Raw genomic sequence first — 17,775 nt, forward strand, 5'->3', positions numbered from 1 at the left:
TAAAACAAGGAGGGAAATACCCGGCATATATGCCAGAAATCCCAGCATAATACTACAAAATATGAATTTTTCAAGGTACTATAGGTACAGGGCACAACTAATTATATAGTTTCGACCCCAACATCATTATTATAGCACAATAAGTAAAAAAAGCAACGAGATTATCTTCTGCAAAGGCAGAAAACAGTCGAATTTACCTGTCCACAATGCTGTCCTTTACATATTTTAAACAAAATAGGGATCTATTTGCCGTCAAAAATCTCGTCTGTACGACAGAATTTTTCCTGAGCAGTCATAAAATCACATTTTCTTTTTCCAAATTCTTTTCTTTTTATTTCACGTCAGAAAAAAACGTCAGCCAGAATACCGCTTAGAAAATATACCTTACTACCATGATATATCTGCCCTTTCGCAGAGTAAAAAACTTTACGAAAAGGGGGAAGCAGCCATCTGGTATATGCTGCATTGCGTAAAGGGACAGGAAGAGGAGGCCGTGCAGAACTGGAAACAGCAGGATTCCACTGCCAAGGCACAAGCATTTCTGTTTACATTTGAGCGAATGAAACGGTATGAGGGAAGCTGGCATTCTCTGCATGCACCGCTGTTCCCGGGCATGTTTTTTCTGGAAAGCGAAACAGACTGCGTTCCACGGGATCAGGAAGCGGTTCCGGTCGATGAAGAGACAGAAGCATTTCTGCGCAGGCTTGGTGGAGCGGATCATTATGTTCCCATGTCCAGAGGCATTATCCGGGACGGTGTGACGATAGTGACAGAAGGACCTCTTGTTGGAAACGAAGCAAGAATCAGGAAAATTGACCGGCATCGACGTCTTGCAAAAATCGAAGGACCGTCAGAACTCTGGCAGAATGAAGGATTCTGGACCGGTCTTGAGATTACGTCAAAAAGCTGAGAGGTGTGGAGCATGGAAAACTGGTATGCACTCAGGACTGTACCCGGAAAAGAAGAAGTAGCGGCAGAGCTGTTACGCCAGACGGTAGATCCTGCACTGTGGGATGTCTGCAGCGTATTGAAAAAGCAAAAACTGTTCCGGGCAGATGGAAAGCTGATTCTGGATACGGAACTGATGTTTCCGGGATTTATTTTTGTAAAAACAGATCAGATGGGAGAACTGGCAGAAGTTCTGGAAAGATCGAGAGAATACCCACAGCCTGTCGGAGGAAAAGAATGTCCAGTCCGGATTGAAGAGGAAGATCTTCACTTTCTTCAACAAATCTGTGGAAAACGGCTGGATGTTCCAATGGGACTGTCGGAAGTCGAAGCAGATGATGAGGGAAATCTGATCCGGGTCGGTGGAATTCTAAAACCATATTCCGGGCAGATTGTCAGGAAACGTCTGAGAAAACGTTATGTACTGGCAGAAGTAGGACTTTTTGGAAGACAGGAAACGATTCTGTTTGGAATCCGCCTTCCAGGGGATCAGATCTGGCAGAATGATAGAAAAATACAGCAGCAAACATTTTCACGACAGTAAAGACTGCCGGGAAAAGAACTGCCGTAAGAAAAGGGAATGAGTTCGGGGCGCAGGCCGTGAAATGGCGAAGCACGCCCTTTTTCAGGAGGGACTATGTGGTACGTGATACAGGTGATGACCGGAAAAGAAGAGGAAATGAAAACGATCATCGAAAGCAAGCTTCACAGAGATCTCTATGAAGACTGCTTTTACATAAGAAGAGAGAGGATCTGGTGTCTGGAAGGACAGAAGATCTGCCATGTGGAAACCATGTTTCCGGGGTATCTCTTTGTCACAACAAAAGATCCGGAAGCCCTGTACTGGGAACTAAAACACATCCCCGGACTTACGAAATTACTGCGGGCCGAGGAAGACATCTTTCTTGCGGTTTCATCAGAAGAACAGGAATTTCTTGAGAATCTGATTGATGAAGACAAGGAAAAGATTGTCCGGCTGTCGGATGTAAAGCTGGATGACGAGAAGAAGATTCTTTCGGCAGAAGGACCGCTGAAACATTATGTTGGAAATATCGTAAAGAAAAAGATACGTCTTTGCTATGTAATGATAGAAAAAGAACTGTTCGGACAAAAAAGGAAGATACTGATCGGGATCCGGACGAGGGAGGAGAGAAAGCAATGAAAAACCTGCTGATTTTAGGTGCAGGAGGACATGGTCGTGTAGTAGCTGAAACAGCCAGAGCTATGCGGGATACAGAAGGCAATCCGGTATATGACAAGATTGACTTTCTGGACGATTTGAAACCGGGAGCAGTTGGGAAAATCAACGACCTGCCGGTATTTAAAAAAGAATATCAGGATGCATTCCCGGCAGTGGGGGTGTATCAAAAACGACTGGAACTGTATTCAAGAGCGAAACGCTTTGGATTTACAGTTCCAGTTTTGATTCATCCAGAAGCATATGTCAGTCCGTCGGCAACGATCGGAGAAGGAACGGTGATTCTTCCTAAAGCGGTCGTACATACGGAAGCGACGATTGGAAAGGTATGTATTCTTTCGATCGGAAGCCTGACCGATCATGACTGTGTGCTGGAAGACGGCGTTCATCTGGACTGTGGAGCAATTATCAAAGGAAGCAGAATTCCGGAGGGAGAGAGAATCCCCTGCGGGATAGCGATAGAAAATCAAAAAGAAATGAGAAAGGGATAAACAAAGGGAGAGATATCCCCTTTGGAAATGGGAGTGTAGTCATGAGGAAGAAAAACTATCTGAAGAAAAAACAATATCTGGACATCTATTTATCTTTGATGGCGCTGGTGTTCCTGTCGCCATTTTTTCTTGCGTTGATGATTGCAATTAAACTGGATTCACCAGGACCGGTTTTTTTTAAACAGAAACGCGTAGGAATTCACAAAAAGCATTTTTATATTTTGAAGTTTCGGACCATGCGGACAGATACGCCGAAAGATATGCCGACCCATCTTTTAAAAGACCCAGATCAGTATATCACAAAAGTTGGCAAGTTCCTGAGAAAAACATCTCTGGATGAGCTGCCGCAGATTATCAACATTCTGAAAGGGGATATGGCAATCATCGGGCCGAGACCGGCACTCTGGAATCAGTACGATCTGATCGAAGAACGTGATAAGTACGGAGCAAATGATATTCTTCCGGGACTGACCGGATGGGCACAAATCCACGGAAGAGACGAGCTGGAAATTCCGGAGAAAGCAAAGTTGGACGGCTATTATGTGGAGAACTTAAGCTTCGGTCTGGATGTAAAATGCTTCTTTGGTACAATTCTGTCTGTGCTGCGGTCAGACGGAGTAGTAGAAGGCGGAACCGGAGAGATGAAGAGGAGAGGTAAGAAATAGATGAAGCGAGTATTGATTACAGGAAAAGACAGCTATATCGGAACTTCTTTCATCAACTGGGTGAAGGAAAAGCATCCCGGAGAATTTGAAACAGAAGAACTGGATATGGTCGACGGCACATGGAAGGAAAAGGATTTTTCCGGATATGATGCCGTTTTTCATGTGGCAGGACTGGCCCACGCAGATGTAGGACATGTATCTGCGGAGACAAAAGCATTTTACTACAAGATTAATCGGGATCTGGCGATTGAAACAGCAAAGAAAGCAAAGGCAGACGGAGTGAAACAGTTTGTCTTTATGAGCAGCATGATTATTTATGGAGAGAGTGCCGGCGTAGGAAAGAGGAAAGTAATTACCAGAGAAACGAAACCTCATCCGGCAAACTTTTATGGGGACAGCAAATGGCAGGCTGATAAAGGAGTGAGAAAACTTCAGGATGAAGAGTTTCATGTAGCAGTAGTACGACCGCCGATGATCTATGGAAAAGGAAGTAAAGGAAATTATCCGGTACTGGCTAAGTTGGCAAAGAAACTGCCTGTTTTTCCAGATGTAAAAAATGCCAGAAGTATGCTGCATATTGAAAATCTGTGCGAGTTTTTAAGTCTGTTGATGGAAAGTGGAGATGGAGGAATCTATTTCCCACAGAACAGAGAATATGTGCGGACAAGCCAGATGGTAAAACTGATTGGCAAAGTCAGTGGACATAAAGTACAGGTTACAAAACTTTTGAACCCGGCAGTATGGATTGCAGGGAAAATACCGGGGAAAGTATCCGGTTTGGCAAACAAAGCATTTGGAAACATGGTGTATGAGAAAAGTATGAGTGACTGCTTTGACAGGAAATACCAGGTTTGGAATCTGAAAGAAACAATAAAAAGGACTGAGGGAGAAGCATAAGATGAAGAGAATGTTAATGCTTGCGTCAGTAGCATCTATGATCGATCAGTTTAACATGCCGAACATAGAATTGCTTCAGGAAATGGGATACGAGGTACATGTTGCATGTAACTTTGAAAAAGGCAGTACATGTACAGATGAGAAGGTTCTGGAATTAAAGAAAAAATTAAAACAATTACATGTGAGATTTTTTCAAATCGATTTTGAAAGAAATGTCATGAAATTGAATCAGGATCTGAAAGCATATAAACAGGTATTGAAACTGGCAAGAAAATATCAGTATACGTTTATTCACTGCCATTCTCCGATAGGAGGAGTAGTAGGAAGACTTGTGGGGCATAAGACAAACACGAAAGTTATTTATACAGCGCATGGTTTTCATTTTTATAAAGGTGCACCGGTACAAAATTGGCTGATCTATTATCCAATAGAAAAATTTTTATCTAGATACACAGATATATTGATTACTATAAATAAGGAAGATTATCAAAGAGCAAAAAAAAAGTTTGATGCAAAAAAGGTGGAATATGTACCAGGAGTAGGGATTAATATTAAGAAGTTTCAAGATATAAAGATAGATAGAGAGAGAAAGAGAAGAGAATTAGGAATCAAGACGGAGGATACAGTTTTAATTTCCGTAGGAGAACTTAATAAAAATAAGAATCATGAAGTAATTATAAAAGCACTTGCGAAACTTCAAAGACCTGACATCCAATATTTATTAGTAGGGAAAGGGAGTCTAAAGGAATACCTTGCAGAAATGGCCAAAAACTTAGGAGTTGGCGAACAAGTTCATTTTTTGGGATTTAGAAATGATGTAGCGGAGTTATATAAGACAGCAGATATATTTGTATTCCCATCTAAAAGAGAAGGATTACCAGTAGCATTAATGGAAGCTATGACATGTGGAATAGCTTCCATTGCAAGTGGTGTCAGAGGTAATACAGATTTAATTAAAAATGAGTTTAATGGAATACTAACTTCTCCAAATAGGAGTGAGGATTATGAAAAAGCAATTATTCGTTTAGCGAATAATAAGCAAGTAAGAAAAAAAATGGGAGAAGAGAATTCTAAAATTATACAAAAGTATAGCAGTGACAATATAAACAAAATTATAAAAAATATATATTCAAATATTAAAGAAAGTTAAATGGAGAGAAAATGAAAGTATCAATATATGTTAGAAATGCTACAGAAGGTCCGTCTTGCTATTATAGGATAATGCAATACTTTTCAAATATAAGTGTAAATAAAAAGGTTCATAATATAATGTCTCAGAAAATGTTTCGAATAAATTTAGACTGTAAATTTAATTATGCTAAGATAATTATTCAAGGATGCTTATTCTTACTAATGTGCATTAGAGCAATATGGTTTTTAGCAACTGATTTAGTATATAAACCAGATATTGTCGTAGTTTCGAGAACGATTTTACCGAGGCATACTTTAAAGTTTGTTGCCTTTTTAGAAAAAAAATTATTCAAACAAACAAAACTAGTATGGGATTTTGATGATTACATATTTTTGAATCGTGAAATTTCTACCACTGAGGCAGAATTATTTGGTAGATATAGTCAAAAAAATATTGTTACTAATAGTTTTTTGGCAGGAACTTTAGATAAAAAATATCAAAATAAAATATGTATTTTACCAACAACAGACGGTGATTTTGAGAATATCGATTTAAGAAAAGAGATCAAAGATCGAGAAAAAAGCTATGAAAGTGAAATCAGATTTGTTTGGTTAGGAACCGGTGGAAATATTATTTTTGTTGAACAGGTGTTAAATGAACTAGATATGTTAGCTAAGAAAATAAAAGTATGCCTAAAAAAAGAGGTCATCCTTTATGTTATTAGCAATAAGGAATTGAGAAAAAAAACAAATTATATTCAAATAAAAAATGTCAATTGGAGCAGAGAGAGAGCTATTCAGTATGTAGCAAAATCACATGTTGGAATAATGCCACTACCACATACGGAATATACAAATGGAAAAGGCGGTTTTAAATTAATACAATATATGGCCGCTGGAATTCCAGTAATTGGATCAAATGTAGGAATGAATCGCGAAATAGTTAACGATGAATTTGGATTTTTACTAGAAGATAAAGATAATTTAGAATGTTGGGAAAATGTGAATCTTTCTTTATTTCGCGATTTTAATATATGGAAAAAATATTGTGAAAAATCAAGAGATGAATGGAGTAAAAGATTTAGCTTTCAGGCAGGATTAGATTGCTGGAAAAAGATAATAAAAGAATTAAAATGATAGAAAGTGTGCAGAAATGGAAAGATCAAAAAAAATATTGATTTTGTTATCGACATATAATGGAGAAAAGTACTTATCTGAACAGTTAGACAGTATTTTGAATCAAGAAGGAGTTACTATAGATTGTTTAATTAGGGATGACGGTTCGACAGATAGAACAAGTGAAATCCTAAAAAAATATTCTGATAAAAATAAAAATATTAAATATTATTTAGGGGAAAATATCGGGGTAGTAAATAGTTTTAATAATTTAATGATGAGACAGGAAACAAATGACTATGAATGGATTGCGTTTTGCGATCAAGATGATATATGGCTTCCTCAAAAGCTGATAAATGCAATAAAACAATTAGAAAATTTAAATAAAAAAGCAAGGCTGTATTGTAGCAATTTGAAAGTGGTTGATAAAAATCTTAAATATTTGTCAACAATGAAAAAAAATCCTAGATCTATCAATAAATATAAAGCTATGGTAGAAAATATTGCAACAGGATGTACTTGTGTATTTAATCAACAAGCACTTCTATTATATAGAAGAGGAATAGGATGCACGATGGAAATGCATGACTACTGGATGTATCTGGTTAATATTTTTATGGGAGAGGTAGTTTATGATCCAGCTTGTAACATATTATATAGGCAACATGAAAAAAATGTTGTTGGCGGAAAGAAGAAAAAAATAAGAAAAGCAATAAAAAATATTATTAATCCATCTATAAATATTAGAAGAAGAATGTTACAAGACTTTGAAAAGACTTACATGGAAAATTTATCAAACAGTGATAGAAAGATTATAGAAGAGATAATTAATTATAACATTTCATTTGCAGCAAGATTAAAAGTCTTTTTGAACTATCATTATAGGGGTTATACATGGAATGTTACCATAGGGTTTAAGCTTCGAGTATTATTAGGAAATTTATATTAATTTTTATGTTTTGAAAGGATAAAAAAAATAATGATTGGTTCACTGTTTTTTTATTTTGTTGTTTTCGCTTTGACGTGTATATGCGCACATCAGTATCAATTAATATATAATAAAAACATAATAAAATACAGTCAAAAGCAGAAGGGAATAATAACAACATCAGAAATAGAACAATCTTTTCTAGCACTTATAATCATAATGATTCCAGTATTGGTTTCGGGATTAAGATATGGAATCGGGACTGATTATTTTAATTATGAAGTAATTTATCAAGAAAACATTAACAATGACTGGGCAACCCTTACAAGATATAGAGGGATATCATTGGAGATAGCTCCTTACATACTTTGTAGGATTGCAAATGTATTGTTCGGAGGATATCAAGGGTTTGTTTTTTTAATGGCATTATTGACAGGCTTTTTTTTCTTTATGTTCTTTAAAGAAAACTTAAGCAAAAATAATTTTCCTCTGATGCTTTTTATTTATTTCATACTTATTTATCCGGCTTCTTTTAACGTAATACGACAAATAGTAGCTGTGTCAATAGTAGCTTATTCCTTAAAGTATGTATTTCAAAGAAAGTTTGTTGTGTTTATGGGGTTGATTCTACTTGCGACTACATTTCACACAAGTGCGATTTTCTGTTTATTTCTATATTATGTGTATGCTAAGAGAAATAAATCTTTTTATAAAGATTTTTTATTCATTTTATTTCTATTTTTGATCCCGAGTTTTTTTGAAATACTATTTGGAATGATAACAAGAATTTCATTCTTCAGCAGATATATAGAAATGTACTCTAATACAATGGCCTATAATGCAAACTATATCGATATTATAATTAGAATTCCTATTGCTTTACTTATATTATTATTTTCAAAAAAATTAGTTGAAAAAGAAAAAAATAATCGTTTTTTTATTTTATTATATGCTACAGAGTTTGCATCAATATTACTAGGGTTTTATATGCATTGGGCGTTTAGATTTTTATATTATGGGATTATTGCTGAAATTGCTTTAGTGCCTCAAATGATCAAATGCGCAAAAAGAAAAGAACGTGTTATTTTACAAATTTTTATAATAATTTATTACTTATTATTTTTCTGGACCTCATATTTTTCTAATGGAAATAATGGAATCTTTCCATATACAACTATATTTAATTGAAATTAGGAGGGAAGATTATGGAAGAAATTATGGTTAGCATTTGCTGTGCAACATATAATCATGAGAAATATTTGAGAAAAGCGTTGGATGGAATTTTCATGCAAAAAGTTAATTTTGCTTATGAGGTAATTATAGGGGAAGATCATTCGACAGATAATTCAGCAAAAATTATTCAAGAATATGAAAAAAAGTTTGCTAGTGTAATAAAAGCCTATTACAGAGAAAAGAATTGGGGACCTGGGAAAAATTTTAGAGATATTTTTTCTAAAGCTAGAGGAAAATATGTTATTGTTCTGGAAACGGATGATTACTGGATTGATGAAAACAAACTGCAAAAACAGGTAGATATTTTAGAAAATAATAATGAGGTAATTGCAGTTGCACATAATACTATAATTGTAGGAAAAAACGGAGAAAAACTTAGTGTCGATTATCCTGAATGTAAAAATAGTAAATATACATTTGAAGATTTTGAAAATTCTATTTTACCAGGACAAAATACTACTATAATGTATAGAAATATTTATAAGGATAAACAAATTAATACATCTTTTTTATTTGAAAAAAGTAAGGGTCCTGGTGACAGAAAAAAGATTTTTGTTTTGTTATCATATGGAGAAATATGGTGCATTCAGGAAAAAATGAGCGCATATCGTTATGTGAATAGTGAAGGAAGTAGCTATAGTGCAACATATAGACCAACAGCTCTTGATTGGTGCAATTATTACCAATCCTTTATAAAATACGCATATGAAATAAAGAATGAGGATGGAGAAAAATGTGCTGAAAGCATTTTTTTTATAAACAGTGTAGCAGCTCTTTTTAAACATGAATATAGTAAAAAGCAATTTTACTTACAATGGAAAAGACTACATTTTAAGAAGCATTGTTTATATAAGTTAATAAAATTTGTAGTAGAAAACAAGGTACGAAAGAAACAAAATCATACAATATAAAAGTTAAGGAGAGAATTAATTATGAAAATACAAGTGACAAAATCATCAATGCCACCATTGAATGAATATGTAGAAGAAATTCAGGATTTATGGGAATCTCATTGGCTAACGAATATGGGTGTAAAACATCGCAAATTACAAGAAGAACTAAAAGAATATCTTGGTGTAAATAATATTGATTTACTCACCAATGGACACATGGCGTTGGAACTTACCTTACAAGCTTTGAATTTGCAAGGAGAAGTAATTACAACGCCATTTACTTTTGCTTCTACAACACACGCAATAGTGAGAAATGGATTGGAACCGGTTTTTTGTGATATAAATTCGGATGATTATACAATAGATGTAAGTAAAATAGAATCTTTAATAACTGATCGCACATGTGCTATTTTACCAGTTCATGTATATGGAAATATATGTAATATTGAAGAAATTGACCGTATTGCAAAAAAATATGGGTTAAAAGTGATATACGATGCAGCTCATACTTTTGGCGAAACATATAAAGGAATAGGAGTTGGAAATTTTGGTGATGCTTCCTGCTTTAGTTTTCATGCAACTAAAGTGTTTAATACCATAGAAGGTGGAGCAGTATGCTATAAAGATAATGAGTTAGGAGAAAAAATTTATAATTTGAAAAATTTTGGAATACGAGGGACAGAATGTGTTGAAAGTGTCGGAGCAAACGCAAAAATGAATGAATTTCAAGCTGCAATGGGATTATGCAATTTACGCCATATTGACGAAGAAATACTTAAAAGGAAAAAGGTTGTTGAAAGATATCGAGAACGTTTAGCTGGAGTCGAAGGTATACAATTAAATATAGAACAAGAGGATGTGAAGTCGAACTATGCATATTTTCCAGTTGTTTTTGATGAAAAGAAATTTGGAAAAAGCAGAAATGAAATATTAGAAAGTCTAAAAAAACAGGATATTTTTTCTAGAAAATATTTCTATCCATTAACAAACACTTTCGAATGCTTTCATAAAAAGTATAATGTAGGGCAAACACCAACTGCATTACATATTTCAAAACGTGTGTTGACATTGCCTCTTTATGCGGAACTATCTTTTGAAGATGTAGATAAAATTTGCGATATTATTTTAGACGAGATATAAACAGGATAGGAAAGAGTGAAAAGCATGTGGAAAGGTAATGGGATAACAGTAATATCAAATTTATTATGGAGATTTGCAGAAAGATCAGGAGCTCAAATTGTTACTTTTATTGTTTCGATTATTCTAGCAAGATTACTGGAACCAGAAGCATATGGGACGATTTCTTTAATTACAGTTTTTACAACGATTTTACAAGTTTTTGTGGATAGTGGATTAGGGAATGCTTTAATACAGAAGAAGAATACAGATGATTTGGATTTTTCTTCTGTATTTTATATTAATATCGGATTTTGCTTAATATTATATGCTTTAATTTTTATATGCGCACCCTTTATTGCCAATTTTTATGATGATCAGTCCTTGATAGCTCTTATTAGAGTCCTAAGTTTAACTGTAATAATATCAGGAGTAAAAAACGTACAACAGGCATATGTATCTAAACATTTGATGTTTAAAAAATTTTTCTATTCATCTTTAAGTGGAACGATTGGAGCCGCTATAATTGGAATTATATTAGCATTTTATGGAGCAGGAGTTTGGGCACTAGTTGCTCAGCAAGTATTGAATGTGTTGGTAAATACTATTGTTTTATGGTGCACAGTAAAATGGAGACCTCAAAAAAGATTTTCTATTCAAAGAGTGAAAGGATTATTCTCATTTGGATGGAAACTACTTGTATCAAGTTTGATAGATACAGTATATACAAATATTAGGCAATTAATAATAGGAAAAATGTATTCATCATCAGATTTAGCTTTTTATAATCAGGGCAGACAATTTCCAAATGTAATTGTGTCTAATATAAATACTTCAATTGATAGTGTTCTGTTACCAGTCTTATCAACAGAACAAGATTCTAGGGAAACTTTGAAAATAATGACTAGGCGTGCAATTACCATGAGTACATACATCATGGCTCCATTAATGATGGGGCTTGCTTTTACGGCTCCGGCGGTTGTGGAACTAGTATTGACTGAAAAGTGGCTTCCATGCGTGCCATATTTACGAATTTTTTGTATTACATTTATGTTTTATCCGCTTCATACTGCCAATTTGAACGCAATTAAGGCGATGGGGCGAAGCGATCTGTATTTAAGACTGGAAATCATAAAAAAAGTTATAGGAATGATTTTGTTGTTATCAACGATGTGGTTTGGTGTGATGGCTATGGCTTACAGTTTGCTAGTAAGTAGTGTTACAAGTCAAATTGTAAATACCTGGCCAAATAAAGCATTGTTGAATTATAGTTATTTAGAACAGTTAAAGGATATTATACCGAGTATTGGCCTAGCTGTTTTTATGGGTATATGCGTAAGTTTCATTGAATTATTAGGGGTTAACGCGCTTATTACTCTTATGCTTCAGGTAACTTTAGGTGTAATAATATATATTGTTGGATCAAAGATTATGAAAATTGAAGCATTTGATTATTTGTGGGAAATCATAAAAAAATTTGTGCCAAAATGCGGCTATAAATAATAGAGGAAGGAAATTTATGAAAACAATTCTTTTATTGGGAGGGTCAGCACAACAGATTGTTGCCATAGAAACGGCCCGAAAAATGGGTTACAAAACTATTTTATGTGATTATCTTGAGGATAATCCAGGACAGTATTTTGCTGATAAATTTTATTTAGCAAGTACAACGGACAAAGAAAAAATTTTAGAAATAGCAAAGCAAGAAAAAATTGATGGAATTCTTGCTTATGCATCGGATCCAGCTGCACCCACTGCAGCTTATGTGGCAGAAAGACTAAGACTTCCGGGGAATCCATTTGAAGCAGTTGATACACTATGTAACAAAGATAAATTCAGAACATTTTTAACAACACATGGATTTAATGCCCCAAAAACATGGGAGATTGGAATAGAAACAACTATATCTTTCGAAGAATATAGTAAAATGGTATTCCCGGTTATTGTAAAACCTGTAGACTCATCAGGGAGCAAAGGGGTAACGATAGTTTATAAAAAAGAAGAGATAAAAGGCGCAGTTCAATTTGCCTTTTCTTTTTCAAGAAATAAGAGAGTAATAATAGAAGAATATATTGAAAAAAAACATCCATATCTTATAGGTGGGGACATTTTTATATATCGCGGAAAAGTTATCTTATGGGGATTATTAAATTGCCATAGGGATAATTTGGCAAATCCTCTTGTGCCAGTTGGGAAAAGTTATCCGGTCGAATTACAGGAAAATGATTTGGATAATGTAAAAAAAACAATTCAACAAATAGTTGATGCGTTAAATTTAAAGAACGGTCCTATGAATGTGGAATTAATTATTGATCAGTATGGACAAGTATGGCCGATTGATATAGGGCCGAGAAGTGGCGGGAATATGATACCAGATTTATTAAGTAATATTTTTGGTGTAAATGTAGTTGAAATGTGTGTGAAAGTAGCTATGGGAGATGAACTTAAGGAAGAGGAAATATTAGGAGAAGGATTCTATGCAACCCATAATTTGCACGCCATTAAAAATGGAAAATTCGATAGTCTTTGGCTCTCATCGGAAGTAAAGCCATATGTTCAAAAAATTTGTCTTTATAAGAAAAAAGGCGATAAAGTTGAATATTTTGATAATGCTTCTAAGGCATTGGGAATCGTATTTTTCAAATTTAATAGTAGGGAACAAATGAAAAATTTTTTATTGGATATAAGGAAACATATTATAATTAAATTTCAAGAGGAAACTGTATGAAAGAAATAGGTGGATATATAGAATTAGATACATATACTGGAACAATGTTACACGAAAAGGCAAAGGCGCTGAATTGTGGTAGAAATTGTCTGGCATTTCTAATTGAGGCTAGAGAAATCAAAAAGATTGCTCTTCCTTTTTTTTTATGCGATTCAGTAAAAAATCTATGTAAAAAGAAAAATGTAGAAATTCAATACTACCATATTGATAATAAGTTTCTTCCAGACGATATAGATATAAAAGAAGATGAGTGGCTATATTTAGTTAATTTTTATGGACAATTATCAAAAGATCAAATTAAGGAATATGTAAAGAAATATAAATATGTTATTGTTGATCAGGCACAGGCATATTTTGAATACCCAATTCAGAATGTAGATACGATATATACCTGTAGAAAATTTTTTGGAGTTCCAGATGGTGCCTTTTTATATACCAATGCTGAATTAGAAAGAGACTTTCCTTACGATATTTCATTTGAGAGAATGAGATTTTTATTAGGTCGTTATGAAAAAAGCGCTTCTGAGTTTTATAACGAATATACAGCAAATAACAAACTTTTCTCGGAAGAAGATATAAAAAGAATGTCTAAATTAACAAATAACTTATTACATGGAATTGATTATGGGGTCGTAAAAGAAACAAGAACCAAAAACTATGAATATTTATTCGATGCTTTTAGCGGAAAGAATAAATTGGACATAAAAAAGATTCAAGGAGCATATGCTTATCCGCTATATGTTGAGAATGGAGAAAAGCTAAGGAAAAAATTAATTGATAAGAAAGTCTTTGTTCCAAAGCTTTGGCCTAATGTTTTAAATGAAGTATCTGAAGATTCTATTGAGTATAAATTGGCAGATAATATTATACCACTTCCATGTGATCAAAGATATGGAGAAAAAGAAATGAGATATATAGTAGATATAATATATGAGGAGGAAAAACAATGGATTTAAGAGGAAAAAAATTGCTTCTTTTAGGAGGAGTACAACCAACCTGCCAGATTATTGAAGAGGCTCATAAGATGGGGGTAAAAGTTTATGTAACAGACTACTTGGAAAATTCGCCGGCAAAAAAAATAGCAGATAAAAGCTTTATGATAAGTACTACTGATGTGGACGCTGTGGTCGAATTATGTAAAAATGAAAAAATAGACGGAGTGTTTACTGGATATACAGATTCAATGCTCCCATATTGTCAAAAAATATGTAAAAAATTAAATTTACCTTTTTGGGGAGATGAAAGAAATATAGATATATGTATTGATAAAGAAAAATTTAAAATTGCTTGTGAAAAAGCAGGTGTACCAGTAGTTCCGTGGAAAAAGGTTAATTTAAAGAATTATAAAGAGAAGATTCAAGATTTGAGTTTTCCGGTAGTAATAAAACCAGTTGATAGTAGTGGTTCAAGAGGAGTATTTAAATGTTATAACAAAGACGAATATGAGAAGTTCTGTGAAATGGCATTTGAATTTTCTAAAAAGAAAGAACTTCTGATTGAAAAATTAATGGATATGAACAGCGAAATTAGTGTGTATTATATGATCTATAATGGGAAAACCTTTTTATCAGAGATGGGAGACCGGTATGTTCATGCAGTTAATGAAGAGAGTGCACCAGTGGGGCAGGGAATGACTTGTCCATCTAGACATCTTCAGGAATGGCAAAAACAGATGGAAAGTAAAATAGAGAATTTTTTTGTTCAGAACAATATGAAAAATGGCTTTGTTTTTTTTCAAGGGTTTTATGAAAATGGTAATTTTTATATTCATGAAGTAGGATATCGACTTTGTGGAGGATTTGCATATAAATATGTAGAAAAATTTAGTGGTTATAATCAGATACAAGAAATGATTCGTTTCTCATTAACGGGAGAAATGAATATTTCTCAATTGGAGAAAAGTAATCCACTTTTTTATAGTAACGCATTTACATTAACTCTAGTATTAAAAGCAGGAAAGGTTAAAACAATTATAGGAGTAGAAGAAATAAGCGAATTATCTCCAATTATTGAATTTTGTCAACTTCGATTTGAGGGTGATAGTATCACAACAGAAGGGGCCACAACACGAGTATTTGCCTACATATTATGTGACATCAAAAATAGAAAAGACCTTACAAATTTAATAAATGAAGTAAAAACAAAAATCAAGGTATTGGATGAAGATGGAAATAATATGTTAACAGAAATATTATATCCAGAAAAAGTACAATTGTTTTATGAATAGGGGGAAAAAGAAATGAGTGGGGCAATAAGTTTTAGATATTTAAATGAAGATGATATGATTCAAGCAGGTGTCAGAGACATGGGAAAATGCATAGAATCTATGGAGGAAATGTTTGCCTTATTAGATCGCGGAGATTATAGAATGGGTGGTGCCCATGCTAATGAACATGGTATAAAGGTTGTTTTTCCTAAAGTAACAGAAATTGAAAATATGCCAACAGATGAACCAGATAAAAGATTCATGGCAATGCCAGCTTATTTAGGAGGCAAATTTCATATGTTTGGTATTAAGTGTTACGGGTCAAATCAAAAAAATAAAGAAAAAGAACTTCCAAGATCTATTTTGATGATGTCGTTAATGGATGTAGAAACAGGGGCACCCTTGGCTTATATGTCAGCCAATATTTTAAGTGCTATGCGAACTGGTGCAGTGGCTGGCGTTGGATTTAAATATTTGAGTAAAAAAAATCCTAAAATTGCAGGAATTGTAGGCCCGGGTACTATGTCCAGATATACATTAGATGCATTGATGCTCTGTCAGCCATCTATTAGAGAAATCAAAATAAAGGGAAGAGGAAAGGAAAGTATTGATATTTTTTTAAAGATGTGTAAAGAAAAATATCCTCAGATTGAGAAATACACTATTTGTGAAAGTATTCAGGATGCATGCGAAGAGTCAGATATTGTATATTTTGGTACAACAAATGCCACAAAATTTGAGGACAATCCTTATATTAATGAAAAATGGCTGAAAAAAGGAGCTTTGGTAATTAGTGCATCTGCATTGCTTGTTGACACAGATTTCATTTCCGATGCAGAAAAATGTAAGGTTGTAGCTGATAATTATCGGATGTACGAAGATTGGGGAGAAGGGCGAGAGTTGCCAACACAGAGAACAGTCTCAACGTTATTAGGGATGGGATTTTATGATGCAGTTCAAGAAGGTAAACTGAAAAAAGAAAATATTACTAATATTGCTGAAATTATTTGTGGAGAAAAAAGTGGACGCGACACAGATGAACAAATAGTACTTTATGCTATTGGTGGTATGCCGATAGAAGATGTTGCTTGGGGAAGTGAATGTTACAAAGTAGCAGAAGAGAAAAATATTGGAACGTCTCTATGTTTATGGGAACAATCTAGACTTTAAGGAAGAATATTTAAATCATAGAAAAGAACGAATATGGGATTTAAAGCGTTATAACTGAAATTAGGATCATCGCAAACCATTACGATTCCTGCCTGGATGATGTTGTATATTACGCGTGAATAGATCATTGTTCACGGATAAATAGATCACTTGTCACGGAGATTTAGGTCACCGATCTCGTCTCCGAGATCAGTGATCTAAATCTTCGTGTTTGCTTTATTGTGTCCAAAGGCAGCTTATAAAGTTTCATTGTAGCATCTGTGGCTATGCCGCCTGGAGAATGATTTTAACACTCCCCAGAACGGCCTCCGTTTCAGTGATATATTAGTGCCGGCATAGACATTCGCCTTTCTTGCGCTGATGACTTCCGGCTCAAGGTGCTGGATATCCTTCAGTAATTCATCGATTAACTCGCAGAGTGCGGTGACGGCTTCACAGGAATCAGCGCAGTTAACCTCGTCCAACAGGGGCATAGATAGTGCTATCAGCCATTGTCACTCACCCCGCTTTCTTCATCTGAAAACGCGTGGCGCTTTCTCATGGAAATACGGCCTTTGACCTCAATACTGTACTTGTTGTTGATGATGCGGTCCAGAATGCCTTCGGCGACGGCACTGCTTTCGTCTTCGGCCCGGTCACAATCAATGCGGTAATACCAGTCATCTACATCATACTGGGTACAGAGGATCAGCGCCCCTTTCTGGCTGCAGGCATCAATCAGTTCCAGAAGATCATAGGCTTCCGATTCGGGAAGTGGTCGGAGAAGCCACTCGTCAATGATCAGTAGATCAAACCTGGCATAGGCCTTTTTCACCTTGTTTTGTGTATTCAGACTTTTGGCGACCGCATATTCATTCATCAGATCAGGCATACGGACGTAGCGGACCTTATAGAGCTGCCTGCATGCAGCAACTCCGAGCGCGTTTGCTGGATATACCGGTGCGCTGAAAGCGCCTGTCCGGTGTTTTGGAAATCACCTGTCCGAAAAGAGGAAATCACTGTTCCAGACAGATAATAAATGTGGCGGAGCCGCCATCCTGAAAAATAGAACCTCC

The 17,775-nt window shown here is 34.7% G+C and carries 17 protein-coding genes and 1 pseudogene; 17 read left to right on the forward strand and 1 reads right to left on the reverse strand.

Annotation, left to right across the window (positions count from 1 at the left end):
• Positions 1 to 457 precede the first annotated feature (457 nt).
• The 17 genes from Selli1_RS16705 (at position 458) to Selli1_RS16785 (ending at position 16,720) form a co-directional block, all read left to right on the forward strand.
• A complete protein-coding gene (locus Selli1_RS16705; RefSeq protein ID WP_281874105.1) occupies positions 458 to 910 on the forward strand; it encodes a hypothetical protein in 453 nt (150 codons plus the stop codon).
• A gap of 12 nt (positions 911 to 922) precedes the next feature.
• Positions 923 to 1,492, forward strand: coding sequence for a transcription termination/antitermination NusG family protein (locus Selli1_RS16710; RefSeq protein WP_281874108.1), 570 nt, complete (start codon positions 923 to 925; stop codon positions 1,490 to 1,492).
• Positions 1,493 to 1,585: 93 nt separating this feature from the next.
• The gene (locus tag Selli1_RS16715) at positions 1,586 to 2,110 is read left to right on the forward strand and encodes a transcription termination/antitermination NusG family protein (RefSeq protein ID WP_281874110.1); all 525 of its coding nucleotides are present in this window, start codon (positions 1,586 to 1,588) and stop codon (positions 2,108 to 2,110) included.
• Positions 2,107 to 2,637 (forward strand): PglD-related sugar-binding protein, encoded by a 531-nt coding sequence (locus tag Selli1_RS16720; protein WP_281874112.1) that lies wholly within the window; start codon positions 2,107 to 2,109, stop codon positions 2,635 to 2,637. Before Selli1_RS16715 ends, Selli1_RS16720 begins: the two co-directional genes overlap by 4 nt.
• A 41-nt stretch (positions 2,638 to 2,678) precedes the next feature.
• Entirely contained in the window at positions 2,679 to 3,302 is a 624-nt protein-coding gene (locus tag Selli1_RS16725) for a sugar transferase (RefSeq protein WP_087252705.1), read from the forward strand.
• Positions 3,303 to 4,199 carry an NAD-dependent epimerase/dehydratase family protein gene (locus tag Selli1_RS16730; RefSeq protein WP_281874114.1) on the forward strand — a complete coding sequence of 299 codons (897 nt, stop codon included), beginning with the start codon at positions 3,303 to 3,305 and terminating at the stop codon, positions 4,197 to 4,199.
• A 1-nt stretch (position 4,200) separates the two neighbouring features.
• Entirely contained in the window at positions 4,201 to 5,349 is a 1,149-nt protein-coding gene (locus Selli1_RS16735) for a glycosyltransferase family 4 protein (protein ID WP_281874116.1), read from the forward strand.
• Positions 5,350 to 5,360: 11 nt separating this feature from the next.
• Complete coding sequence (locus Selli1_RS16740; RefSeq protein WP_281874118.1) at positions 5,361 to 6,467, forward strand: glycosyltransferase; 1,107 nt, start codon at positions 5,361 to 5,363, stop codon at positions 6,465 to 6,467.
• Positions 6,468 to 6,483: 16 nt separating this feature from the next.
• Complete coding sequence (locus Selli1_RS16745) at positions 6,484 to 7,395, forward strand: glycosyltransferase (protein ID WP_281874120.1); 912 nt, start codon at positions 6,484 to 6,486, stop codon at positions 7,393 to 7,395.
• 30 nt (positions 7,396 to 7,425) lie between these two features.
• A complete protein-coding gene (locus Selli1_RS16750; RefSeq protein ID WP_281874122.1) occupies positions 7,426 to 8,562 on the forward strand; it encodes an EpsG family protein in 1,137 nt (378 codons plus the stop codon).
• Positions 8,563 to 8,579: 17 nt separating this feature from the next.
• A complete protein-coding gene (locus tag Selli1_RS16755; RefSeq protein ID WP_281874123.1) occupies positions 8,580 to 9,518 on the forward strand; it encodes a glycosyltransferase family 2 protein in 939 nt (312 codons plus the stop codon).
• 21 nt (positions 9,519 to 9,539) lie between these two features.
• Positions 9,540 to 10,640 (forward strand): DegT/DnrJ/EryC1/StrS family aminotransferase, encoded by a 1,101-nt coding sequence (locus Selli1_RS16760; RefSeq protein WP_281874125.1) that lies wholly within the window; start codon positions 9,540 to 9,542, stop codon positions 10,638 to 10,640.
• Positions 10,641 to 10,664: 24 nt separating this feature from the next.
• Positions 10,665 to 12,119: a lipopolysaccharide biosynthesis protein gene (locus Selli1_RS16765; RefSeq protein ID WP_281874127.1), complete on the forward strand. Its 1,455-nt coding sequence runs from the start codon at positions 10,665 to 10,667 to the stop codon at positions 12,117 to 12,119.
• Between the two features lie 16 nt (positions 12,120 to 12,135).
• Positions 12,136 to 13,344: an ATP-grasp domain-containing protein gene (locus tag Selli1_RS16770; RefSeq protein WP_281874129.1), complete on the forward strand. Its 1,209-nt coding sequence runs from the start codon at positions 12,136 to 12,138 to the stop codon at positions 13,342 to 13,344.
• Complete coding sequence (locus Selli1_RS16775) at positions 13,341 to 14,300, forward strand: hypothetical protein (RefSeq protein ID WP_281874131.1); 960 nt, start codon at positions 13,341 to 13,343, stop codon at positions 14,298 to 14,300. Before Selli1_RS16770 ends, Selli1_RS16775 begins: the two co-directional genes overlap by 4 nt.
• Positions 14,291 to 15,571 (forward strand): ATP-grasp domain-containing protein, encoded by a 1,281-nt coding sequence (locus Selli1_RS16780; protein ID WP_281874133.1) that lies wholly within the window; start codon positions 14,291 to 14,293, stop codon positions 15,569 to 15,571. Before Selli1_RS16775 ends, Selli1_RS16780 begins: the two co-directional genes overlap by 10 nt.
• A gap of 12 nt (positions 15,572 to 15,583) precedes the next feature.
• Positions 15,584 to 16,720 (forward strand): tyramine oxidase subunit B, encoded by a 1,137-nt coding sequence (locus Selli1_RS16785; protein ID WP_281874135.1) that lies wholly within the window; start codon positions 15,584 to 15,586, stop codon positions 16,718 to 16,720.
• A gap of 484 nt (positions 16,721 to 17,204) precedes the next feature.
• Here the strand turns inward: Selli1_RS16785 and Selli1_RS16790 are convergent.
• Positions 17,205 to 17,636, reverse strand: a pseudogene (locus Selli1_RS16790) (ATP-binding protein); the annotation flags it as partial.
• Positions 17,637 to 17,775: the final 139 nt, after the last annotated feature.

Origin of the sequence: Sellimonas catena, assembly GCF_027924685.1 — a bacterium.
Taxonomy (GTDB): Bacteria; Bacillota; Clostridia; order Lachnospirales; family Lachnospiraceae; genus Sellimonas; species Sellimonas catena.